The following is a 22,401-nucleotide window of genomic DNA, read 5'->3' as shown; positions in this document are numbered from 1 at the left end:
GGCCATGGGCCCGGGCGGGCTTTCCACTGTTTGGGGGGGGGGGCCCCCGGGGGGGGGGGGGGGGGCCACGCCCCCTCATGTCATGGTGTGCGGACGGGCACTAGAGAGTGGCCGCGGCCGAGGCGATCGCGGAGGCGAAGGTCGAGACCTCGGTGTAGACACCGGGGTAGCCGGGCCGGGCGCAGCCGTTGCCCCAGCTCACGATGCCGACCTGGACGAAGGCGCCGGAGTTGTCCGTACGGAACATCGGGCCGCCCGAGTCACCCTGGCAGGTGTCGGTGCCGCCGCTCGCGTAACCGGCGCAGATCTCCTCGTTGGCTATGACGTCGCCGCCGTACGAGGAGTTGCAGCTCGCGTCGGAGACGAACGGCACGGTCGCCTTGAGCAGGTAGCGCTGCTGGCCGCCGCCCTCGGTGGCCGCGCCCCAGCCGGCGACGGTGAAGTTGCCGGTGTTGTACTGCGTGGTGGTCGCGATCTTCAGCGTCGCCTGGTTGATCGGCGAGGCGAGCTTGATCAGCGCCCAGTCCTTGCCCGAGCCGTTGTAGCCGGGGGCCTGGAGGACCTTGGTGGACTTGACCTTGACGGCGCTGGTGCTCTGGAGGTCCACGACACCCGCGGTGGCGGTGATGCTCGTGTTGTTGCCCGAGCCGCTCACACAGTGCGCGGCGGTCAGCACGATGGTCGATGAGTACAGCGAGCCGCCACAGCCCATGGAGAGCCGGACCATGAAGGGGAATTCGCCCTGGGCGGCGCGGGTGCCGCCGACGACGGGCGGCGCGAGGGGCGCTGCGGCCTGAGCGGCCGGCGCCGGGGCCGGCAGCGGCGACGCGGAGGCGGAGGACGGCTGAAGGCTGATGGCGGCGAGAGCGACGGCGCCGACGGCGGCGCATCTCTTCAGGGCACCAAGAATGTTCAACGGTCTGCCTTTCGTGGGGGATGCGTGTGGGGGCACTGCACCGGGCCCGGGTCGACGCGCGTTGCGCCTCGATGACATGGGCCCGACAAGAAAGCGTGATCCGGATTATGCGGAGGGAATACGCCGCGCCACAAGAACCATGTTTCGGCCACCATGCGAGATCACTTGTAGGCCACCGCCCGCTGACCGGACGCCCCCTGACGCCTTGAAGGGACTCCGCCTGAAGATCCCCCTTGAAGGACCCCGCATGAGGGACTCCGCGTGAAGGCCCCCGCCGGCCGGACATCGGCGCGGTGCGCTCCCGCGCTCCGTCCGGGCGCCGCCGTACAGTTGACGGGTGCGGGCTCGACCGCCCCGCGAGCCAGGCACGGGCAGGCGGAGGGGGCAGGGGACGTGACAGACGGCGGCGAGGTCGTCCACGGATATCCGCATCTGGACACGGTGCGGGCCGCGATCACCGCGCTCTACCACCGGCTCTCGGCCGACGGGATCCGGGCGTACGCCCCCAGCGTGGCCCCGGCCGACGTCGCCTTCTCCGATCTGGACGATCTCCATCTGGGCACCCAGCGGGTGGCGCACGCCCTGGTGCAGCAGCTCCGGCTGCCCGACGCGCGCGTGATCGTGAGTTTCCGGGAGATGACGCACGCGGCGAACGTGGAGCTGACTGCGGGCCCCGAATACTTCGTCGAACTCAACGACCGCTTCCGTACCCACCGCAGGGACATCGGCGCCGCGCTCGCCCACGAGATCACCCATGTCCTGCTGCACCGGCTGGGGCTGAGCTTCCCCGGCACCCGGGACAACGAGATCCTCACCGACACGGCCACCACCTACCTGGGCGCGGGCTGGCTGCTGCTCGACGCGTACCGCGAGGACCGCGACTCCAGCCAGAAGCTCGGCTACCTGACACCCGAGGAGTTCGGCTACGTCCTCGCCAAGCGCGCGGAGGTCTTCGACGAGGATCCGCGGATCTGGTTCACGAGCCCGCAGGGGTACACGTCGTATACGAAAGGCAGCGCACAGGCGCGGCGCGACGAGCAGCAGCCGCCGCTGACGACCGCGGGGTGGACGGGCCGCCACCGCTACGCCAAGGACCGCCGCTACGCGCTCGACCACCCGGGCGCCGCCCCCGATCTCGCGGCGCCGTACGCGTTCGAGACCCTGCCGGACGGGCTGCGCGTCTCGTTCCCCTGCCCGACGTGTCTCCAGCGGATCCGGGTACCCGTACGCGGACGGGTCAGGGCACGGTGCGGGCTCTGCGGGACCGTGCTGCACTGCGACACGTGAGCGAATCGCGAGTAACACGGTCGGCTCGGGAAACGTAGGGTCGAAGCATGACGAAAGAGGCGGCAGCGGGCGTCACCGACCTGTTCGAGGCGGTGACCGGCGGCGAGGACGACACCGTCGTACGGCTGCTCAGGGCGGGCGTGTCGGCCGAGGCGACCGACCCGGACGGCGAGACGGTCCTGTACCGGGCGGCGGTCGGCGACGAGCCGGGGATGGTACGGCTGCTGCTCGCGGCGGGCGCCGATCCGCAGCGTGCGAGCGGCCCCGAGGGCTGGGACCTGCCGCTGTGCGCGGCGGCCTGCGGCGGCCACACCGAGGTCGTAAGGGCGCTGCTCGCGGCCGGCGCGGCGCCGGACGGCCGGGAGGCGTTCGACTACACGGCGATCGCGTGGGCGGTGGTGCAGGGGTTCGCGGACACGGCGGAGACCCTGCTGGAGTACGGCGCGGACCCGGATCTGCCGGGCCCGGGCGGGGAGGCGCCCCTGGTACTGGCGGCCCGGCGCGGCTCGACGGCGACCGTACGCGTGCTGCTGCGGTACGGCGCCGGCGCGCGCGACGGCGGATCCGCGTACGGCGGCGGTTCCGTGGACGGCGGCGGATCCCCGGCCGAGGAGGCGCACGCGGACTCCGGCACGCGCGGGGCGGCGCTCGCCGAGGCGCGGCGCTGGATGGCGCTCGACGTCGAACAGGAGCTGCGGGCGGGGTTGTTGAGCGCCTACGGCGAGGGGTACGAGACGGTGGTGCGCCGGATCCGGGAGGAGGGTTCGGAGACGGTCGTCGTCGAACTGCTGCGGGACGGGGGCGCCGTGGCCGGGCGCGAGCAGCAGACCGGGCACGCGGCCGTCGTGACGCTGCTGGAGACGGAGCTGGGGATCGCGCCGCCCTACGAGGAGCTGGCGGGGCGCGCGCTGGGCTGCGGGGATCCGGACCGGGACGACTGGATCGAGGCGGTCGCGGCGCTGTGGCGGCGCGGCGACGAGGAAACGTTCCTGACGTGCGCCGCGTGGTGCGCGAGCGACGAACCGCTGCGGCAGGCGTTCGCCGCCGACGTACTGGCCCGCCTGGGCGCGACGGGCGGCGACGGGGCGGGCGGGCCCGGTGTGACCCCGGAGGCGGCCGACGGCGGCTCCCCGTTCGCGGCGCGCGCGGTGCCCCTGCTGCGGGAGCTGTCCCGGCAGGCGGTGGAGCCGGAGCTGATCAGCTCGGTCGTGGTGGCGCTGGGCCAGCACGGCGATCCGGCCGCGCTGCCGGAGATCCTGCGCCACACGGCCCACCCGGACTCGGGGGTACGGCGCCGGGTCGCCGTCGCGCTGACCGGCCTCGTACCGGCGGACCATCAGGACGGCGTACGGGCGGAGCTGCTGCTGAGCCGGGACGCGGACGCGTCGGTCAGGGACCGGGCGGTGCTGGCCCTGGCGGCGCTGGAGGCGGACACGTACGAGATCCGTGAGGCGCTGGCGGCCCGGCTGAACGAGCCGGACGCGGGGACCGCGGCGCGCGCGGCGTGGGGGCTGGCGGTACGGCGTGACCCGCGGGCGGTGGCCGCGCTGGAGCGGATCCTGCTGGACGAGGATCCGGCGGGGCGGGCGCGCAGGACGGCGGTGGAGGCGGTGGCGTACGTACCGAAGGGCCCGGAGCGGCGGCGCCTGGAGTGCACACTCCCGCGCCGCCGCTGACGGACCGTACGTGGTTCGGAGGACGTACGTGGTTCAGAGGACGTACGTGGTTCAGAGGACGTACGTGGTTCAGAGGACGTACGTGGTTCAGAGGAGCCGCAGCGTCCCGGGGGCCTCTTCCTCGATGAGCTGGACCAGCTCGTCGTAGACCGTGGGCCCCCGGCCCGCGAGGGCGTCCTCCAGCCGGGCCCGCGCGGCGGGCCGGTTGTCCGGGTGCGTGCGCTCCAGCCGCCGCTGGAGCGTCCGCACGGTCTCCTCCTGGCCGAGTGCCCGGCGCGACAGCTCGTGCCGGTGCCATTCGATGACGAAGTCGCCGTCGTCCGGCGTTCCGTAGCCGCCGCGCAGACAGTCCGCGAGGGAGTCGAGGTTGCCCCCGAAGTACCCGTCGGGCCCGTTCACGGCGGCGCCGATCACCTGCCAGAAGCGGTCGAGGCCGGTGACCTCCGCCCCGTCGATCACATATGTCACCGTCATGGGACGGAGGTTACCTTCCGTGGAGCCGGGTTCAGCAGGAGTACTTGACGAGCGAGAACGACGCGTAGTGGTCGGCCGTGTAGTAGTCCTCGCTGGCCTTGGAGCCGGTGACGATGCGGCGCGCGCCGCGGTTCGAGGAGCCCGGCGTGATGACGGTGTACTCGTGGTAGTAGCTGGCGGACTGGCTCGGCAGGATGCCTTCCCGGTTCTGGAAGACGCCGCCGTCCTGGGAGTACGGGAACGGCCCACCGGCGTCGATCAGGTCGAGCGTGTCGTGCGCCTGGGACGGCAGGTTGGAGTAGCAGATGCTGCCGACCGCGGTGGGGGCGGCGGTGGCGGTAGCGGTGACTCCACCGACGAGCAGAGTCGAGACCAGAGCGGCGAGGCCACCAAGGGTGGCGATACGTGGGGGAATTCGCATGCCTCATGATGACGCGCGTAGACGTGCACACGTCAATAACAACCGCGCGGAATTTCCCCGAAGTTAACCGTCCGCCCCGGCCGGGCGCTCCCCGTACACCGCCCTGCGCGCGCCCCGTACGCGCCTCGTACGCGTCCCGTACGCCGCCTCACCCCGCGGCCCCTCGCGCCCCCGGAACGCTCCCCCGGAACGGGTGGGGCCCGGCGGCGTGTTCCTCCACGCCACCGGGCCCCACCTGCGGATGTTCTCGCTCAGGCGGCCGTACGCCGACCGCCCTGGGCGCCACGGCCCGAGCCGCCCGCCCCACTGGAACTGCCGGAACCGCCGGAGCCACCGCGGCGGCCACGGCTGCCGCGTGACGAACCGCCACCGGTCGCGCCCGCTCCGCCACCCGTGTTGCTCCGGGCCGGGCGGGACGTCCGCGTCCGCTGCGCCTTCGGCTTCTGCTGGACCACGGGCTGCGGCACCTCGATGGTGACGGCCACCCCGGAGGGCACCCGCGCACCGGTGAGCGTCGCCAGCTCCTCGTCCGTGGACTTGATCCGCGCGGACCTCGGCGCGATCCCCGCGTCGGACATCAGCCGGGTCATCTCACGCCGCTGCTCGGGCAGGACCAACGTGACCACACTGCCGGACTCCCCCGCCCTGGCGGTGCGCCCGCCGCGGTGGAGGTAGTCCTTGTGGTCGACGGGCGGGTCCACGTTCACGACCAGGTCGAGATCGTCGACATGGATGCCGCGCGCCGCGACATTGGTCGCGACGAGGCAGGTGACCAGGCCGTTCTTGAACTGTTCGAGCGTCCGGTTGCGCTGCGGCTGCGAACGGCCGCCGTGCAGCCCCGAGGCCCGTACACCGCTCGCCAGCAGCCGCTTGACCAGCCGGTCCACGGAGCGCTTGGTGTCCAGGAAGAGCAGCACCCGGCCGTCCCGCGCGGCGATCCGCGTGGTGACTTCCTTCTTGTCCGTCTCGTCCAGGACGTACAGCACGTGGTGCTCCATCGTGGTGACCGCGCCCTGGGACGGGTCGACGGAGTGCACGACGGGGTCGGTGAGGTACTGCCGGACGAGCCGGTCGATGTTCTTGTCCAGCGTCGCCGAGAACAGCATCCGCTGCCCGTCCGGCTCGACCTGCTTGAGCAGCGCCGTGACCTGGGGCATGAACCCCATGTCGGCCATCTGGTCGGCCTCGTCCAGCACGGTGATCGCGACCTGGTCGAGCCGGCACTCGCCGCGCTCGATGAGGTCCTTCAGCCGTCCGGGCGTGGCCACGAGCACCTCGGCGCCGCGCCGCAGCGCGCCCGCCTGCTTGCCGATGGAGAGCCCGCCGACGACCGTGGTCAGCTTCAGGTTGACGGCGGTCGCGTACGGGGTGAGCGCGTCGGTGACCTGCTGCGCCAGCTCGCGCGTGGGCACCAGTACGAGGGCGAGCGGCGCGCGCGGCTCGGCGCGGCGTCCCGCCGTACGGGCCAGCAGCGCCAGACCGAAGGCGAGCGTCTTGCCGGAACCGGTCCGTCCACGGCCGAGGATGTCCCGGCCGGCGAGGGAGTTCGGCAGGGTCGCGCCCTGGATCGGGAAGGGTTGGGTGACGCCCTGGGCAGTGAGGGTTTTCAGCAGCCCTGCGGGCATGTCCAGCTCGTCGAACGCCTCGACGGCAGGCAGTGCGGGGGTGAGAGTCTCCGGCAGCGTGAACTCCTGCGGCCGGGCGGGGGCGCGGCGGGCGGGTGCCTTCGCGGCTCCTCCCCTGGCGCGGGAGTTCACCGGGCGCTTACCGGCAGGTCGGGGTGCACGTGCCGGGCGTTCGGATCGAGTCATTCGGTACTAGGGCCTTTCGTTTGGATCAGGCTGGATCAGGGAGCGGGCCGGCCGACGGCAACGCCGCGAGGCACGGCACCAGGGCACGCGAGCCCAGCATGATCCAGATGAAAGGCCCTGACCTTCCTGGGCCTGAGGACGGCCTGGGCCTTGAGCCTGAGGACAGCGCGAGCCGGGGCCCGCACCGTGCAGGTGCGAGCCCCGGCTGCGAGGTACAACGTCCGGGAATTAGGCCGGGACGATGTTCTCCGCCTGCGGGCCCTTCTGGCCCTGCGTGACGTCGAACGAGACCTTCTGGCCCTCCTGGAGCTCACGGAAGCCCTGGGTGGCGATGTTCGAGTAGTGGGCGAAGACGTCGGCGCCGCCGCCGTCCTGCTCGATGAAGCCGAAGCCCTTTTCCGAGTTGAACCACTTCACGGTGCCAGTAGCCATGTCATTCTCCTAAAACAGGTGCAGAGCCGGAAATCCGCACTTTACGGATTCCTCGTCGCCGCATTGAGCCCCATCCGGAGAAGCCGGCAAAAACAATAATGCGCCTGAGGAACATTCCCGTCAGGCGCACATAAAGTTCATGGGTACCAAAACTGCAACGCAGTCAGCCTAGCACGCCTCGGCGGCGGAGATCGAGTGGGACACCCCACATGATCGCGCCCTTGTGCCAGCGGTCCCCGCGTGTCCCTTCTCAGACCCCTTCACGGCGATCCACACGGAGATCATCATCACCGGAGTGATCTCCGGGGTCATCACCGGGATCCTCGCGGGGAACCTCGCAGATCGGGCCGTCGCCCGGGCCGCGCCGCAGGGTGCGGACCGGACTCCCCGGCCGCCAGACCCGTACCACCAGGTCAGACCCGTCGATGGAGGTCTCCACGACCTCCTCGGGGATGACCCGGAAGAGCAGGAACGGCTCCGGCGGCGACAGCTCACCGACAAACCGCGCCCGCACCTCCTCGTCCCGCACCTCCACCGCGCGCCCGCCGATCCTGACGTCCCCGTCCGCCATTCGGTCATCCGGCCCGGGATTCGCGTGCACGGCGAATCGCGGATCACGTCCGAGATCCTGCGCCTTCCGCGAATGAGGCATCATCCCGAGCCACAACTCCCCCCACCGGAAGGTGACTTCGAGCCCGGTGACGCGCGGGGAGCCGTCTTTTCTGAGGGTGGCGAGCACATGGTGGGAGTACTTCTCGAATCGCCGCTGTACGCCCTCGGCGAAGCGCGGCTCCGCCGAGGCGAAATCGGCCCAGGTGAATGTCATGGGGACAGCCAACCGGGGATACCCGACATCCTCTGTCGCCATTTAGCGCGCGTTCAGCCGAGCACGCCCCCCTCTCCTCTCCTCCCCTCTCCTCCCCTCCCCTCTCCTCCCCTCTCTTCCCGTCCTCCCCGCCCTCCCCTCTCATCCCTCGGGCGGCGGGTCGAGGTGCGCCCAGAGCACCTTGCCGGGTCCGTTGCGTTCGCCCACACCCCAGACGTCGGCGAGCGCGTCCACGATGACGAGCCCCCGGCCATCGGTGGCGTCCAGCTCCGGGGTACGCCGCCGGGGCCGCTCGGAGGAGGCATCGTGCACCTCGATACGGAGCCCACCGCACGGCCGGCGAACGTACCGGGTCTCGATCTCCCGGCCCGGCGACACCCGGGCATGGCGGGCGGCATTCGTGAGCAGCTCGGAGAGGATCAGCACAGCCGAGTCCTCCAGCCGCCCGAGCCCCCACGAGGCGAGCGCCTTCCGCAACTCCAGCCGGGCGAGGCCGACGCAGCTCGGATGCCGGTTCCAGCGGAGCACGACAGCCCCGAAGTAGGGGGAGTTGGGGTGACTCGCATGAGGGTCCGCGCCGGGGCCCACCTCGGGGTCCGCGTCCGGGTCCGGGTCCGGACCCGGGCTGTACGGCATCAGGCCACCTCCGCCGAGCGGTAAACCGCCAGTTGAGACGGGGCGGCGGGGGCCGGATGTTGTCGGCGGGGCAACGAATGGAGGACTTGCCTCAACGAATCGAAGAGGCGGGCGATAAGCTTCATAACTGTCGACGCTCCTGTTAAGCGTTGGCCACGCCCTCGGACGTCCTGACAACGTCGCGAGGGTATTCCTTTGTGGCGAGCCGGGCATGCGGAACCGACCCCACGGCACTTATTGAATTCCCAACGGAATGGCCTCAATTGGGCGATCCCGATACCGGGAAGGGGTGGCTGTCACCCTTCCCTATCGGGCACAGTGAGTACATATCCGAGCTGTCACCGAAGCCAGGAGTAGACAGCGGCATGCACGAAAGAAGGCGCGATCACAGTGGAGTTGAACAACGAAACCAGCAAGCTCACCACGCGTATGAGGCTGGGCAGGCGACTCCGCAAGCTGCGAGAACGTGAAGGGCTGTCACTCCGTCAACTATCCGAACAGGTGGGCGGATACTCACACAGCTATCTCGGTCGGGTGGAGTTGGGGGACCAGCTCCCGTCGGAAGCACTCGTCAGCTCATTGGACGCGTACTTCAACACCGACGGCGTGCTGAGTGAACTGCTGGAACTGGTCCACGACAGTTCAATCCCCGACTACGGTCGCGTCGTCGTCAGCAGGGAGGCAGATGCCGTACGAATCCAGGTGTTCACGAGCAGCCTCATCCCCGGGCTTCTCCAGACCAAGGAGTACGCGTGGGAGCTGTTCCGCGCATCACTTCCAGGCGAGTCCGAAGACGGGTTGAACAAATTCGTGGCAGTTCGAATGAAGCGAAAGGGAATCTTCGAACGCGATGACCCGCCCTTCTACTGGGCGATCATGGACGAAGCAGCCCTACGACGCCCAATGAAGAGCGCGGCTCTCATGGCAGCACAGCTTCGCCACATCCTTGAGGTAACCGAAAGTCGCCACCTCACAGTTCAGGTACTGCCGTTCAGCGGAGGGGCGCACCCCATGCTGGGAGGGTGCCTGACCTTGCTCACCCTTCTCGACGGCGGGACGATGGCCTTCGTCGAGAGCTTCAAGTCTGGCGAAACAGTGGAGTTACCAAAGAGGGTGGTCGAGCTGACACAAGGATTCGACATCGCCCGGTCCCTCGCTCTGCCAGAGGACGAGTCTCTCGACTTGATCCGCAAGTACCTGGGAGAGTACGAAGATGAACAAGATTCCTGACGCATCCGCCCTGACCGCCTGGCGCAAGTCGAGCTACAGCAACAACGGAGACGGCGCCTGCATCGAGGTCTCCGACGGCCACCCCGCCACCGTCCCCGTCCGCGACAGCAAGAACCCCCACGGGCCCGCCATCCTCATCCCCACCACCGGCTGGACCACCTTCGTCACCGCCGTCAAGCATGGCGGCCTCGCCTGAGCAACGCCGGTCCGGCGTCGAGAAGTTCGGCCGGGGTCTGTCGGGGTGGGCCGGTGGTGTGTGGTGGCGGGCGGTCCGCCCCCTCCCTGGTCCGATGATCGCGGCTCCGGGGTGTGCGTCAAGGGCGCTCCTGCGTCGCGTCGGCTTCGCCGATGTCGCTTCGCTCCACCCTTGACCCCCACCCCTCCACCGCTGGAAAAGGCGTGGGGAGGGGGCGGGGGGGAGGGGTCCCCTGGGAAACACCGATGTCCCTGGGGCCGGACCCAGGCTGCCGGGCCGGCTCGCCCTGCGGGGCACGCGGCAGTGGAGTGGGGCGGTGACGCGTCTCGTCAAGCGGCTCCCCACCGGACGACGGCCGGGCTTCATGCCCCGCTGGTCACCCGCCGTGGGTGGGGCCGGTGGTGAATGGCCGGATGGGGAAGCGTAGTTCCGGGAAAGGCGGCATCGGGACGCCAATCGGCCTCTTCAACGTCCGCAAGGCATGAGATATGCCCCAATTGCACATGCCGGGCACGCAGTTCCAGCGTCTGCGCGCCCGGAGCGCACGTACACGGGACTACGGGTACACGGTCCCTGGATTCAGGGGCAGGGGCCGCCGGGGCGAGGGATGCCGGGGCGGGTGTTCCATGACCATAGGTGCGTGCAGCGCGGGCACTGGAGGTGGACGACCGGTCCGCTGTTTGAGATCAGGTAGCGCCAGTGCTCACCGCAGTTGCGACGGTCCGCGCAGGTCGCGCAGTGGCGGGCGTCGTCGCAGACGGGGCAGGCCACCCAGGCGCGGCGGGCGGGGTCTGCCTGGGGATCAATGGGTAGCCGCACGGCCCGGGCCCTCCCCTGGCAGGACACCGGCGGCCACCAGCATGTCGTAGGTGCGCTGCTGCTCGGCATCCAGGCCCGAGTAGAGGAGGGCGTATGCCTCGTCCTCGCCCTGGAGGGCGGCCACCGGGTCCCAGTCGGGGCCGAGCGCGGCCATGACCTCGGTCCGGCGCCGGGCTTCCTCGAAGGTCAGGTCGATCGTGAAGGGGGTGAGTTCGTTGGCGTTGTCCTGGTTCATGGCGAGACTTCCGATGTGCGGAGGGGACCTCACCATCCCTACCAGGCGCTCCCAGTAGCAGGGAAGGGTGGCCTAAGTCTCCCGCTGATCGTCCGGGCAACGCTCCGCCCAGCTTGGCGACGGGGCGCCCATGGGATCGGCGGACAGCGGTGGGCCGTTGCCTCCGCCGGGCACTGACCGGCGGACATCACTCGGCCCGCGCCGCTGTGACGCACCTCACGGCCCGCACCACAGGGTCGTCCGATACCTGAGATCCACCCCCAGTCACCCCCTGATCATGGCGGGTAACCAGCGGGGCATGAAGCCCGGCCGTCGTCCGGTGGGGAGCCGCTTGACGAGACGCGTCACCGCCCCACTCCACTGCCGCGTGCCCCGCAGGGCGAGCCGACCCGCCAGCCTGGAACGGAGCCCAGGGACATCGGTGTTTCCCAGGGGACCCCTCCCCCCCCCGCCCCCTCCCCACGCCTTTTCCAGCGGTGGAGGGGTGTGGGTCAAGGGTGGAGCGCAGCGACATCGGCGAAGCCGACGCGACAAAGGAGCGCCCTTGACGCACACCCCGGAGCCGCGATCATCGAACCAGGGAGGGGGCGGACCGCCCGCCATCACCCACCACCGGCCCACCCCGACAGGCCCCGCCCGAACTTCTCGACGCCGGACCGGCGTTGCTCAGGCGAGGCCGCCATGCTTGACGGCGCGCGGCTACCGGCTTTCCGCCAACCCGAACCGGCTTCCACAGCCACCTATAACCGCCCTATAGCGGCCCTATGGCATCGGCCAGGTGGTCGAAGCCCTGGCAAACGAGCAGCCGACAGCCGCCCAGCGCGCCGAGCGGCTGGCCGCCGATCGTGCGACGGCGCGTCGCCTGATGGGCGTCGACGTCAGCGACCAGGAGTTCGACGAAGCAGCCGACATCCTCGGCAACATCTACAAGATCGCCGCTGACAAGGCCAGGTCCGCCCGGGGTACCGCAGCGTGATCATTCTCGACACCGGCGCCCTCAAGGCCCTCGTGTCCAGGCACAAGACCCTTAACCGACTGGCGGGCAACATGGCCCTCACCTCGGGAGACGCCCTCCGGATCCCCGCTCTGTGCCTGATGCAGGCCGAAGCCGATGACGCGGATGCCGGTCGACGCGCCCTCGCCTTCTCCGCCGTGATCGTGGACCCGCTCGACACCATTTCCTCTGCCACCGTCGGCACGATGATCCGCGACGGCTACGGCGGCCCCGACACCTGCCATGCTCTCTACTGCGCGCTGCCCCGGGCGGAATTCACGGGCATGCCGATCCTGCTGACCGACCAAGAGGGCGCCTACCCGCCCGGCGTGGTCACCGTCGGCATCGATTCCCCGGGCATGATGGGCTACCACTGAAGGCCCGGGTGGGCGCCCGGCGGCGCCGGGCGCCCACTCGTCAGTGCGGGTCCGCCGAGAAGCCGGCTTTCAGGGTGTCCAGGGTCAGGGGGCTGCCCGGGAGTGTTGAGCCGGCCGGGGCGCGCAGGGAGTCGAGGACCAGGGCCATCGCGCGTTCCGAGACCTGCCAGGACGCCGCGTCGGAGACGGCGCGCATCGGGCGCAGCAGCAGGGACAGCAACGCGGCCACGTCGCCCGTCCCGACGTCCGGGCGCAGTGTGCCCTCCTCCTGGGCCGCGCGCACCACCTGGTCCAGGATCGCGAGCAGTTCGCGCCGGAATTCGGTGGCTTCCGGGTCCGCCTCGACGGCGCGGGACACCAGCGGCGAGAGGATCGTGAGCTGCACGCTCAACTGGAGTTCGCGTGACGTACGGAGCAGCCGCACCAGGGCGTTCCAGGCGCTGGACTCCTCGGCGAGGGCGGCCCGGGCGCCGGTGATGACCTGGGCGTAGCTGTCGTGCGCGACGGCCAGGATGAGCGAGGTGCGGTCGGGGAAGCGCCGGTAGAGCGTGCCGATGCCGACGCCCGCCTGCCGGGCGACCTCTTCCATCGGTACGTCGGGGCCCTCGGCGCCGAAGACTCGCTTGGCCGCCGCGAGGATCTGGTCGCGGTTGCGCCGGGCGTCCGCCCTCAGGGGTCTTGCGGGGTCCTGCCTCATGTCACCGCCTCTCCGTAAGGGATGGCTGATTCTGCCACCCCTGATATGGACGAAAAACCTCCACTTAGTTACCGTCGAGAGTGCGCACAGGTGATCCCGCTTTGGCTCCACCGCCTGGAATGGAGTGATCCGATGAGCAATCCCCCTGATGTCACCGACCGGCCCGATGTGACCGACCGGTCCGATGTGAACATGCCTCTCCCCCGCACCTGCCCCTACGCCCCGCCCGCCGAGTACAGGCGGCTGCGCGAGGAGACTCCGGTCGCGCGGGTCTCCCTGCCCACCGGCGCCACCGCCTGGGCGATCACGCGGCACGAGGACATCCGTACGGTGCTGACCGATCCCCGGTTCAGTTCGGACCGGACGGCGCCCGGTTTCCCCGCGCTCAGCCCGTCGCAGCAGAAGCTGGCCACCGAGGTCAGGCCCACGATGATCGGTATGGACGGGCAGGAGCACGGTACGGCGCGGCGTGCCGTGCTGGGCGAGTTCACCGTACGGCGGATGCGGGGACTCCAGCCGCGTATCCAGCAGATCGTGGACGAGTGCCTGGACGCCATGCTGGCCGGGCCCCGGCCGGCGGATCTGGTGACGGCGCTGTCCCTGCCGGTGCCCTCGCTGGTCATCTGCGAGCAGTTGGGGGTCCCGTACGCGGATCACGAGTTCTTCCAGCACCATTCGTCCCGGCTGATCGGCCGCACCCCGTCGTACGAGGAGAAGCTCGACGCGTTGAACTCGCTGCAGGGGTATCTGGGGACCCTGATCGCGGACAAGGAGCGGGAGCCGACCGACGATCTGCTCGGCCGGCAGATCCTCAAGCACCGCAAGGAGGGCTCGTACAACCGTGAGGACCTGATCGGTCTGGCGTTCCTGCTGCTCATCGCGGGTCACGAGACCACCGCGAACATGATCTCGCTCGGCACGCTGGCGCTGCTGGAGCATCCGGACGAGCTGGCGGCGCTGCGCGCGGACCCGGCGAGGACCCCGGCGGCCGTCGAGGAGATGCTGCGCTCGTTCACCATCGCCGACGCCGTGGTGTCCCGTGCGGCCACGGCGGACGTGGAGGTGGGCGGGGTGCTCATCCGGGCGGGTGAGGGCATCCTCGTCCTCAGCAACGCGGGCAACCACGATCCGGCGGTCTACCCGCGCCCGGACGAGCTGGACATCGAGCGTGGCGCCCGTAACCACCTCGCCTTCGGCTTCGGCGCGCACCAGTGCCTGGGGCAGAACCTGGCCAGGATGGAGCTGCAGATCGTCTTCGACACCCTGGTGCGGCGGGTCCCGGGGCTGAAGCTCGCGGCGCCCGTCGAGAAGCTGCCGTTCAAGAACGACAGCTCGGTCTACGGCATCTACGAGATGCCGGTCAGTTGGTGAAAGGGGCCATCCCATGAGTACCGCACCACGGATCGTCGCGGACCGTACGCGCTGTGTCGGCGCCGGTCAGTGCGTCCTCACCGCACCTGAGCTGTTCGACCAGACCGAGGACGACGGCACGGTGGTCGTCCTGGCCGAGGAGGTCGGGGAGGACGACCTCGACAGGGTCAGGGAGGCCGTGCACATCTGTCCGAGCGGGGCGCTCACGCTGGTGACAGATGAGGCGGGCCGGCTCAGCGCGACCGAACGGGCGGGACGGTCCGGAGCGTGACGAGCGCCGCGCGTCCCTCACCGTGGAGGGTCACCGGGCCGGAGCCGGGCGTCAGGACCGCCGCGTCGTAGCGGTCGAGCGGGGTGCCGCCCCGGGTCGCCGCCGTCTCCAGGACCATCGGTGTCTCCAGGACCACGGCCACCACCGTCCCGCCGCCGGGTACGGGGACGGGGAGGGCGCCCCGTACGACGGCGACCTCCGCGGCCGTACGGTCCCTGGCGTACATGACGTTGAAGTTGACGACCGGGCCCGACAGGAGGAGGCAGCCGGTCGGCAGGTCGCCCGGGAAGGACGCCGGAACGTAGCGCTCGTCCACCCGTCGGCGCCGCCCGCCGACCGTGAGGTCCATGCCCGCGCCCTCGACCATGGTCAGGATCCGGTCGACGCCGGGGAAGACGGAGAACGGGCCGTCCCCGGCGACCTCCGCGAGGCTGATCCGCCAGTCGAATCCGGCCGTACCGGCGCTCTCGGGCCAGGAGGCGATCTCGCGGGTGACGCCGCCGCCGTTGCGCCACGGTACGGCGGCGCGACTCCCCGCTCGCAGCACGCGGGGGGTCACGGGACGATGCCCTGTGCCCGTGCGGCCGCCAGCCAGTGCGGGAACTCGGCGAGGAGCCGGTCGTACAGCTTGTCGTCCGGGACCCCGCGCGGGTCCTGGCCCGCGTGGAAGAAGCCCGCGTTGTCGACGGCGCGTTTCTGCGGCACCGGGAGTTCGTCGAGCTTGCGGAGGAAGTCGAACTGGCTGCTGTCCGGGTCACCGAAGCCGATGAACTGCCAGAACAGCGGCAGCTTGGCGGCCTTGCACAGGTAGCGCTCGGCCGCCGCCCTGCTGATCGGGCCGCCGTCCGTCTGGAAGACGACCAGGGCCGGGGCGGTCGAACCGCTGTCCAGGTAGTGGTCGATCACGGCGTCCATCGCCAGGTGGTAGCTGGTCTTCCCCATGTGCCCCAGGGAAGCGACGATCTTGGCGATACGGTCCTCGTGACCGGCCAGCGAGATGTCCGTCTCCGCGTCGATGTCCGTCGAGAAGATGACGACCGGGACGATCCCGTCGTCGTCCAGGTTCGCCGAGAGCCCCAGCACCCGGTCCGCGAGGGCCTGGACCGTGCCGTCCCGGTAGTACTCGCGCATCGAGCCGGAGTAGTCGAGGACGAGGTAGACGGCGGCGCGCTCCCCGCCCAGCCCGTTCTTCTCCAGCGACACCTTCGCGCTCTTGTAGAGGCTGACCAGCGCGGGGGCCGTCTCCTCCATCTTCCGCAGGCTGATGCCCGCGCCGGAAGGGCCGGAAGGGGCGGAACCGGGAGCCGTGACCATGCGCGTCCTCTGCGGTCGGCGGAGCTGAACTCCCGTGATTCTCCCACTGGTCAGGACGCTGCCGGTCCCCACGCACGCCACGGCGCCTGCCATGGGTCCGGTCGGGGACTTGGAGGCAGGCGCCGCGTCTTGCGGGAGGGCCCGGGAGACGCTCCCCGGGCCAACACCGCCCGTACGCCGTTGTACGGGAGTCTTGGGTCGTGCGGTGGTGCAGAGTGGTGCAGTAGTACGGATCAGGCCATCAGGGCCCGGTCCGTCGGGCGGATCGGGGACGGGAGGTCGCTGGCCCCGGTGAGGTGGCGGTCCACGCCCGCCGCCGCCGAGCGGCCCTCGGCGATCGCCCAGACGATCAGGGACTGGCCGCGGCCCGCGTCACCCGCGACGTACACGCCGGGGACGTTGGTCGCGTACTGCGCGTCCCGCGCGATGTTGCCGCGCTCGTCCAGCTCCAGGCCGAACTGCTCGACCAGGCCGTTCTGCTGGTCGGTGCCGGTGAAGCCCATCGCGAGGGTGACGAGCTGGGCGGGGATCACGCGCTCCGTGCCCGCCTTCTGGTTCAGCTTGCCGTCCTTGAACTCCACCTCGATCAGGTGCAGGGACTGGACGTTGCCGTCCTCGTCGCCCTCGAAGTGGGTGGTGGAGACGGAGTAGAGCCGCTCGCCGCCCTCCTCGTGCGCGGAGGTGACCTTGTAGAGCATGGGGAAGGTCGGCCACGGCTGGTGCGCGGCGCGCTCGGCGCCGGGCTGCGGCATGATCTCCAACTGGGTGACGGAGGCGGCGCCCTGGCGGTGCGCCGTACCGACGCAGTCCGCGCCGGTGTCGCCGCCGCCGATGACCACGACGTGCTTGCCCTCGGCGGTGATCGGGGAGACCGTCAGGTCGCCCTCCTGCACCTTGTTGGAGAGCGGCAGGTACTCCATCGCGAAGTGGATGCCCTGGAGGTCGCGGCCCGGGACGGGCAGGTCGCGCGAGACGGTGGCGCCCGCGGCGATGACCACGGAGTCGTACCGCTTGCGCAGGGTCGACGCGGTGATGTCCCGGCCGACCTCCGTCTCCGTACGGAACTTGGTGCCCTCCGCGCGCATCTGCTCGATACGGCGGTTGATGTGCGACTTCTCCATCTTGAACTCGGGGATGCCGTAGCGCAGCAGTCCCCCGATGCGGTCGGCGCGCTCGTACACCACGACCGTGTGACCGGCCCGGGTGAGCTGCTGGGCCGCCGCGAGGCCGGCCGGGCCCGAGCCGATGACGGCGACGGTCTTGCCGGAGAGCCGCTCGGGGGGCTGCGGGGTGACGTCGCCGCTGTCCCACGCCTTGTCGATGATGGAGACTTCGACGTTCTTGATGGTGACGGCCGGCTGGTTGATCGCGAGGACGCAGGCGGACTCGCAGGGCGCCGGGCAGAGCCGTCCGGTGAACTCCGGGAAGTTGTTGGTGGCGTGCAGGCGTTCGCTCGCCGCCGTCCAGTCCTCGCGGTAGGCGTAGTCGTTCCACTCGGGGATCAGGTTCCCGAGCGGACAGCCGTTGTGACAGAACGGGATGCCGCAGTCCATGCAGCGCCCGGCCTGCTTGCTGATGATGGGGAGCAGCGAGCCCGGAACGTAGACCTCGTTCCAGTCCTTGACGCGCTCCTCGACGGGGCGGGACGTGGCGACTTCGCGCCCGGTGGTGAGGAAGCCCTTCGGGTCAGCCATTGGTCGCCGCCTCCATCATCTTCTCGGTGGTCTCGGTCTCGGAGAGACCTGCCAGCTCGGCGGCGTCCTTGGCGGCGAGCACTGCCTTGTAAGTGGTCGGGATGATCTTGCTGAAGCGGTCCGCGGCGGCGTCCCACTCGGCCAGCAGCTTCCCGGCGACGGTGGAGCCCGTCTCCTCCTGGTGGCGGCGCACCACGTCGTGCAGCCACTGCTTGTCGGAGTCGTCGAGGGGTTCGACGGCCGCCAGGTTCCCGGCGTTGACGTTGTCCGGGTCGAGGTCGATGACGTACGCGACGCCGCCGGACATGCCGGCCGCGAAGTTACGTCCGGTCTCGCCGAGGACGACGGCCTGGCCGCCGGTCATGTACTCGCAGCCGTGGTCGCCGACGCCCTCGGAGACGACCGTGGCGCCGGAGTTACGGACGCAGAAGCGCTCGCCGGTCCGGCCGCGCAGGAACAGCTCGCCGCTGGTGGCGCCGTAGCCGATGGTGTTGCCGGCGATGGTCGAGTACTCGGCGAGGTGCTCGGCGCCGCGGTCGGGACGTACGACGACCCGGCCGCCGGAGAGGCCCTTGCCGACGTAGTCGTTGGCGTCGCCCTCCAGGCGCAGGGTGACACCGTGCGGCAGGAACGCGCCGAAGGACTGGCCCGCGGAGCCGGTGAAGGTGATGTCGATGGTGTCGTCGGGCAGGCCGGCGCCACCGAACTTCTTGGTCACCCGGTGGCCGAGCATGGTGCCCACGGTCCGGTTGATGTTGCGGATGGCGACCTGGGCGCGTACGGGCTGGGCGGCCTCGGCGCTGTCGGCGCCGAGCGCGTCGGCGGCGAGCTTGATCAGCTCGTTGTCGAGGGCCTTCTCCAGGCCGTGGTCCTGCTCGATGACCTGGTGGCGCGGGGCGGTCTCGGGCAGCTCCGGTACGTAGAAGAGCGGCGCGAGGTCGAGACCCTGGGCCTTCCAGTGGTCCACGGCGCGCTCGGTGTCGAGGAGTTCGGCGTGGCCCACGGCCTCTTCGAGGCTGCGGAAGCCCAGCTCGGCGAGGAGTTCGCGGACCTCTTCGGCGATGAACTGGAAGAAGTTGACGATGTACTCGGCCTTGCCGGAGAAGCGCTCGCGCAGCACCGGGTTCTGGGTGGCGATGCCGACCGGGCAGGTGTCCAGGTGACAGACGCGCATCATGACGCAGCCGGAGACGACGAGCGGCGCGGTCGCGAAACCGTACTCCTCGGCGCCGAGCAGCGCGGCGATGACGACGTCGCGGCCGGTCTTGAGCTGGCCGTCGGTCTGGACGACGATACGGTCGCGCAGGCCGTTGAGCAGCAGCGTCTGCTGGGTCTCGGCGAGGCCGAGCTCCCAGGGGCCGCCCGCGTGCTTGAGCGAGGTGAGCGGCGAGGCGCCCGTACCGCCGTCGTGGCCCGAGATGAGCACGACGTCGGCGTGTGCCTTGGAGACACCGGCGGCGACGGTGCCGACGCCGACCTCGGAGACCAGCTTCACGTGGATGCGGGCCTGCGGGCTGGCGTTCTTCAGGTCGTGGATGAGCTGGGCGAGGTCCTCGATGGAGTAGATGTCGTGGTGCGGCGGCGGGGAGATCAGGCCGACGCCAGGGGTGGAGTGCCGTGTCTTGGCGACCCACGGGTAGACCTTGTGGCCCGGGAGCTGACCGCCCTCGCCGGGCTTGGCGCCCTGGGCCATCTTGATCTGGATGTCGTCGGCGTTGACCAGGTACTCGCTGGTGACGCCGAAGCGTCCGGAGGCGACCTGCTTGATGGAGGAGCGGCGGGCCGGGTCGTACAGCCGCTCCGCGTCCTCGCCGCCCTCGCCGGTGTTGGACTTGCCGCCGAGCTGGTTCATGGCGATGGCCATGGTCTCGTGCGCCTCTTGGGAGATCGAGCCGTACGACATGGCGCCGGTGGAGAAGCGCTTGACGATCTCGGAGGCGGGCTCGACCTCGTCCAGCGGTACGGGGGCGCGTCCGGCGGTGAAGTTGAACAGGCCGCGCAGCGTCATCAGCCGCTCGGACTGCTCGTTAACCCGGCCCGTGTACTGCTTGAAGATGTCGTAGCGGCGGGTGCGCGTGGCGTGCTGGAGGCGGAAGACCGTCTCCGGGTCGAACAGGTGCGGCTCGCCCTCGCGGCGCCACTGGTACTCGCCGCCGATCTCCAGCTTGCGGTGGCTCGCGGAGATCCCGGAGGCGGGGTAGCCCTTGGCGTGCCGGGCGGCGACCTCCTGGGCGACGACGTCGAGTCCGGCGCCGCCGATCTTGGTGGCGGTCCCGTTGAAGTACTTGTCCACGAACGCCTGGTCCAGGCCGACGGCCTCGAAGACCTGCGCGCCGCGGTAGGAGGCGACGGTGGAGATGCCCATCTTGGACATCACCTTGAGGACGCCCTTGCCGAGCGCGTAGATCAGGTTGCGGATCGCCTGCTCGGCGGTCAGGCCCTCGATGAAGGTACCGGCGCGGACCAGGTCCTCGACGGTCTCCATGGCGAGGTACGGGTTGACGGCGGCGGCGCCGAAGCCGATGAGCAGCGCGACGTGGTGCACCTCGCGTACGTCGCCGGCCTCGACCAGCAGCCCCACCTGGGTGCGCTGCTTGGTACGGATGAGGTGGTGGTGGACGGCCGCGGTGAGCAGCAGCGAGGGGATCGGGGCGTGCTCGGCGTCGGAGTGCCGGTCGGAGAGCACGATGTTCCGGGCGCCGCTCTCGATGGCGGCGTCGGTCTCGGCGCAGATCTCCTCTATACGGGCGGCGAGGGCGTCGCCGCCGCCGCTGACCCGGTAGAGGCCGGAGAGCGTGGCGGCCTTCATGCCCGGCATGTCGCCGTCGGCGTTTATGTGGACGAGCTTGGCCAGCTCGTCGTTGTCGATCACCGGGAAGGGCAGGGTCACGCTGCGGCAGGACGCGGCGGTCGGCTCCAGCAGGTTGCCCTGCGGGCCGAGCGAGGAGCGCAGCGAGGTGACCAGTTCCTCGCGGATGGCGTCCAGCGGCGGGTTGGTGACCTGCGCGAAGAGCTGGGTGAAGTAGTCGAAGAGCAGCCGGGGCCGGGCGGAGAGCGCGGCGATCGGGGAGTCCGTACCCATGGAGCCGATGGGCTCGGCGCCCGCGCGGGCCATCGGCGCGAGCAGGACGCGCAGCTCCTCCTCGGTGTAGCCGAAGGTCTGCTGGCGGCGGGTGACCGAGGCGTGGGTGTGCACGATGTGCTCGCGCTCGGGGAGGTCGGACAGCTCGATCTCGCCGGTCTCCAGCCACTCCTTGTAGGGCTGTTCGGCGGCGAGGGACGCCTTGATCTCGTCGTCCTCGATGATGCGGTGCTCGGCGGTGTCGACGAGGAACATCCGGCCGGGCTGGAGGCGGCCCTTGCGGACGACCTTCGCCGGGTCGATGTCGAGGACGCCGACCTCGGAGGAGAGGACGACGAGGCCTTCGTCGGTCACCCAGTAGCGGCCGGGGCGCAGTCCGTTGCGGTCGAGGACCGCGCCGACCTGGGTGCCGTCGGTGAAGGTGACACAGGCGGGGCCGTCCCACGGCTCCATCATCGTGGCGTGGAACTGGTAGAACGCGCGCCGGTCGGCGTCCATCGAGTCGTGGTTCTCCCACGCCTCGGGGACCATCATCAGCACGGAGTGCGGCAGCGACCGGCCGCCGAGGTGGATCAGCTCCAGGACCTCGTCGAAGGAGGCGGAGTCGGAGGCGTCGGGCGTACAGACGGGGAAGATCCGCTCCAGCTTCGCGGTGTTCTCGGGGGTCCCGTCGCCGAAGAGGTCGGAGGTGAGCTGGGACTCACGGGCGCGCATCCAGTTGCGGTTGCCCTTGACCGTGTTGATCTCGCCGTTGTGCGCGACGAAGCGGTACGGGTGGGCGAGCGGCCAGCTCGGGAAGGTGTTGGTGGAGAACCGCGAGTGGACCAGCGCGACGGCGGTCGCGAACCGGCGGTCCGAGAGGTCCGGGAAGAACGGTTCGAGCTGGCCGGTGGTGAGCATGCCCTTGTAGACGATGGTCCGGGCGGAGAGGGAGGGGAAGTAGACCCCGGCCTCCCGCTCGGCGCGCTTGCGCAGCAGGAATGCCTTGCGGTCCAGGGCGATGCCGGTGCTGGTGCCGTCCGCGACGAAGATCTGGCGGAAGGCCGGCATCGTCGCGCGGGCGGTGGAGCCGAGCAGCTCGGGGGCGACGGGGACCTCGCGCCAGCCGAGGACGTTCAGGCCCTCTTCGGCGGCGATCGTCTCGATGCGCGAGACGGCGTCCGTGGCGTCGTCGGCGGGCAGGAAGCCGATACCGGCGGCGTACGCGCCGGCCTCGGGCAGGTCGAGACCCGCGACCTCGCGGAAGAAGGCGTCCGGCACCTGGAGGAGGATTCCGGCGCCGTCGCCGGAGTCGGGCTCCGATCCGGTGGCGCCGCGATGTTCGAGATTGCGCAGTACGGTCAGCGCCTGCTCCACCAGCTCGTGGCTGGCAACACCGGTGAGGGTGGCCACAAAGCCGACGCCGCAGGCGTCGTGCTCGTTACGGGGGTCGTACATCCCTTGCGGGGCGGGGCGACCGTCCATGGGCGACCAGGCGTCGGAACGCATCGGCTCTCCCGTCGTCGTGTGTATCGGCTTGGCATATGCGATTACCGAGGGACGACGCTGGCCCTCCAGGAAATTTCGTGCAGGTTACATGATGGAAAGCTTCTCGGGAAGCGGATGGCACGTTCCAGCATGTGGACACCGCTCGTAGCGGTGG

22 protein-coding genes are annotated in these 22,401 nt (G+C 70.3%); 8 read left to right on the top strand and 14 right to left on the bottom strand.

Annotated elements, in window-relative coordinates; genetic code table 11:
- Positions 1–100 precede the first annotated feature (100 nt).
- The gene (locus tag ACIBJC_RS24960; RefSeq protein ID WP_399295993.1) at positions 101–916 is read right to left on the bottom strand and encodes a S1 family peptidase; all 816 of its coding nucleotides are present in this window, start codon (positions 914–916) and stop codon (positions 101–103) included.
- 393 nt (positions 917–1,309) lie between these two features.
- Here ACIBJC_RS24960 and ACIBJC_RS24955 point away from each other — a divergent pair, with 393 nt between their 5' ends.
- Positions 1,310–2,203 carry a hypothetical protein gene (locus tag ACIBJC_RS24955; protein ID WP_399295991.1) on the top strand — a complete coding sequence of 298 codons (894 nt, stop codon included), beginning with the start codon at positions 1,310–1,312 and terminating at the stop codon, positions 2,201–2,203.
- A 47-nt stretch (positions 2,204–2,250) separates the two neighbouring features.
- Positions 2,251–3,879, top strand: coding sequence for an ankyrin repeat domain-containing protein (locus tag ACIBJC_RS24950; RefSeq protein ID WP_399295989.1), 1,629 nt, complete (start codon positions 2,251–2,253; stop codon positions 3,877–3,879).
- A gap of 87 nt (positions 3,880–3,966) precedes the next feature.
- Here the strand turns inward: ACIBJC_RS24950 and ACIBJC_RS24945 are convergent, their stop codons facing one another.
- The 6 genes from ACIBJC_RS24945 to ACIBJC_RS24920 form a co-directional block, all read right to left on the bottom strand.
- Positions 3,967–4,353, bottom strand: coding sequence for a barstar family protein (locus ACIBJC_RS24945; protein ID WP_329826093.1), 387 nt, complete (start codon positions 4,351–4,353; stop codon positions 3,967–3,969).
- Positions 4,354–4,384: 31 nt separating this feature from the next.
- Positions 4,385–4,774 carry a ribonuclease domain-containing protein gene (locus ACIBJC_RS24940; RefSeq protein WP_399295987.1) on the bottom strand — a complete coding sequence of 130 codons (390 nt, stop codon included), beginning with the start codon at positions 4,772–4,774 and terminating at the stop codon, positions 4,385–4,387.
- Positions 4,775–5,025: 251 nt separating this feature from the next.
- Positions 5,026–6,585, bottom strand: a complete 1,560-nt coding sequence (locus ACIBJC_RS24935; RefSeq protein ID WP_329826091.1) for a DEAD/DEAH box helicase — start codon at positions 6,583–6,585, stop codon at positions 5,026–5,028.
- 228 nt (positions 6,586–6,813) lie between these two features.
- Entirely contained in the window at positions 6,814–7,017 is a 204-nt protein-coding gene (locus ACIBJC_RS24930; protein WP_015607926.1) for a cold-shock protein, read from the bottom strand.
- A gap of 250 nt (positions 7,018–7,267) precedes the next feature.
- Entirely contained in the window at positions 7,268–7,843 is a 576-nt protein-coding gene (locus ACIBJC_RS24925) for a pyridoxamine 5'-phosphate oxidase family protein (protein WP_399295985.1), read from the bottom strand.
- A gap of 141 nt (positions 7,844–7,984) precedes the next feature.
- Positions 7,985–8,479 carry an ATP-binding protein gene (locus ACIBJC_RS24920; RefSeq protein ID WP_399295983.1) on the bottom strand — a complete coding sequence of 165 codons (495 nt, stop codon included), beginning with the start codon at positions 8,477–8,479 and terminating at the stop codon, positions 7,985–7,987.
- Between the two features lie 390 nt (positions 8,480–8,869).
- Here ACIBJC_RS24920 and ACIBJC_RS24915 point away from each other — a divergent pair, with 390 nt between their 5' ends.
- Positions 8,870–9,709, top strand: coding sequence for a Scr1 family TA system antitoxin-like transcriptional regulator (locus ACIBJC_RS24915; protein WP_399295981.1), 840 nt, complete (start codon positions 8,870–8,872; stop codon positions 9,707–9,709).
- Positions 9,693–9,905 carry a DUF397 domain-containing protein gene (locus ACIBJC_RS24910; RefSeq protein WP_399295979.1) on the top strand — a complete coding sequence of 71 codons (213 nt, stop codon included), beginning with the start codon at positions 9,693–9,695 and terminating at the stop codon, positions 9,903–9,905. The genes ACIBJC_RS24915 and ACIBJC_RS24910 overlap by 17 nt, the downstream gene beginning before the upstream one ends.
- Before the next feature lie 579 nt (positions 9,906–10,484).
- Here the strand turns inward: ACIBJC_RS24910 and ACIBJC_RS24905 are convergent.
- Together ACIBJC_RS24905 and ACIBJC_RS24900 are read right to left on the bottom strand one after the other, a co-directional pair.
- Positions 10,485–10,724 (bottom strand): hypothetical protein, encoded by a 240-nt coding sequence (locus ACIBJC_RS24905; protein WP_399295977.1) that lies wholly within the window; start codon positions 10,722–10,724, stop codon positions 10,485–10,487.
- Complete coding sequence (locus tag ACIBJC_RS24900) at positions 10,708–10,959, bottom strand: DUF6400 family protein (RefSeq protein WP_399295975.1); 252 nt, start codon at positions 10,957–10,959, stop codon at positions 10,708–10,710. The genes ACIBJC_RS24905 and ACIBJC_RS24900 overlap by 17 nt, the downstream gene beginning before the upstream one ends.
- A gap of 778 nt (positions 10,960–11,737) precedes the next feature.
- Between ACIBJC_RS24900 and ACIBJC_RS24895 the strand changes: the two genes are divergently transcribed.
- Both ACIBJC_RS24895 and ACIBJC_RS24890 read left to right on the top strand, forming a co-directional pair.
- A complete protein-coding gene (locus ACIBJC_RS24895) occupies positions 11,738–11,935 on the top strand; it encodes a hypothetical protein (protein WP_399295973.1) in 198 nt (65 codons plus the stop codon).
- The gene (locus tag ACIBJC_RS24890) at positions 11,932–12,330 is read left to right on the top strand and encodes a hypothetical protein (protein WP_399295971.1); all 399 of its coding nucleotides are present in this window, start codon (positions 11,932–11,934) and stop codon (positions 12,328–12,330) included. The genes ACIBJC_RS24895 and ACIBJC_RS24890 overlap by 4 nt, the downstream gene beginning before the upstream one ends.
- Positions 12,331–12,370: 40 nt before the next feature.
- On the opposite strand, the gene ACIBJC_RS24885 is transcribed toward ACIBJC_RS24890, so the two are convergent.
- On the bottom strand, positions 12,371–13,027 hold the full coding sequence (locus tag ACIBJC_RS24885) for a TetR/AcrR family transcriptional regulator (protein WP_399295969.1): 657 nt from the start codon (positions 13,025–13,027) through the stop codon (positions 12,371–12,373).
- A gap of 132 nt (positions 13,028–13,159) precedes the next feature.
- Between ACIBJC_RS24885 and ACIBJC_RS24880 the strand changes: the two genes are divergently transcribed.
- Together ACIBJC_RS24880 and ACIBJC_RS24875 are read left to right on the top strand one after the other, a co-directional pair.
- Positions 13,160–14,398 (top strand): cytochrome P450, encoded by a 1,239-nt coding sequence (locus tag ACIBJC_RS24880; protein WP_399295967.1) that lies wholly within the window; start codon positions 13,160–13,162, stop codon positions 14,396–14,398.
- Positions 14,399–14,411: 13 nt separating this feature from the next.
- Positions 14,412–14,669 (top strand): ferredoxin, encoded by a 258-nt coding sequence (locus ACIBJC_RS24875; RefSeq protein ID WP_399295965.1) that lies wholly within the window; start codon positions 14,412–14,414, stop codon positions 14,667–14,669.
- Here the strand turns inward: ACIBJC_RS24875 and ACIBJC_RS24870 are convergent.
- From ACIBJC_RS24870 to gltB, 4 genes are all read right to left on the bottom strand, one after another.
- Positions 14,632–15,228: a HutD family protein gene (locus ACIBJC_RS24870; RefSeq protein WP_399295964.1), complete on the bottom strand. Its 597-nt coding sequence runs from the start codon at positions 15,226–15,228 to the stop codon at positions 14,632–14,634. The two genes, ACIBJC_RS24875 and ACIBJC_RS24870, sit on opposite strands and share 38 nt — an antisense overlap.
- On the bottom strand, positions 15,225–15,983 hold the full coding sequence (locus ACIBJC_RS24865; RefSeq protein WP_399295962.1) for a vWA domain-containing protein: 759 nt from the start codon (positions 15,981–15,983) through the stop codon (positions 15,225–15,227). The genes ACIBJC_RS24870 and ACIBJC_RS24865 overlap by 4 nt, the downstream gene beginning before the upstream one ends.
- Positions 15,984–16,216: 233 nt before the next feature.
- On the bottom strand, positions 16,217–17,677 hold the full coding sequence (locus ACIBJC_RS24860; RefSeq protein WP_399295960.1) for a glutamate synthase subunit beta: 1,461 nt from the start codon (positions 17,675–17,677) through the stop codon (positions 16,217–16,219).
- Complete coding sequence (gltB, locus tag ACIBJC_RS24855; RefSeq protein ID WP_399295958.1) at positions 17,670–22,247, bottom strand: glutamate synthase large subunit; 4,578 nt, start codon at positions 22,245–22,247, stop codon at positions 17,670–17,672. The genes ACIBJC_RS24860 and gltB overlap by 8 nt, the downstream gene beginning before the upstream one ends.
- Positions 22,248–22,401 lie beyond the last annotated feature (154 nt).

Origin of the sequence: Streptomyces sp. NPDC050509 (assembly GCF_044457965.1) — a bacterium.
In the GTDB taxonomy this organism is placed as follows: Bacteria; Actinomycetota; Actinomycetes; order Streptomycetales; family Streptomycetaceae; genus Streptomyces.
Note: the sequence above shows the minus strand (reverse complement) of the source record. Positions and strands in the feature narration are given on the sequence as shown.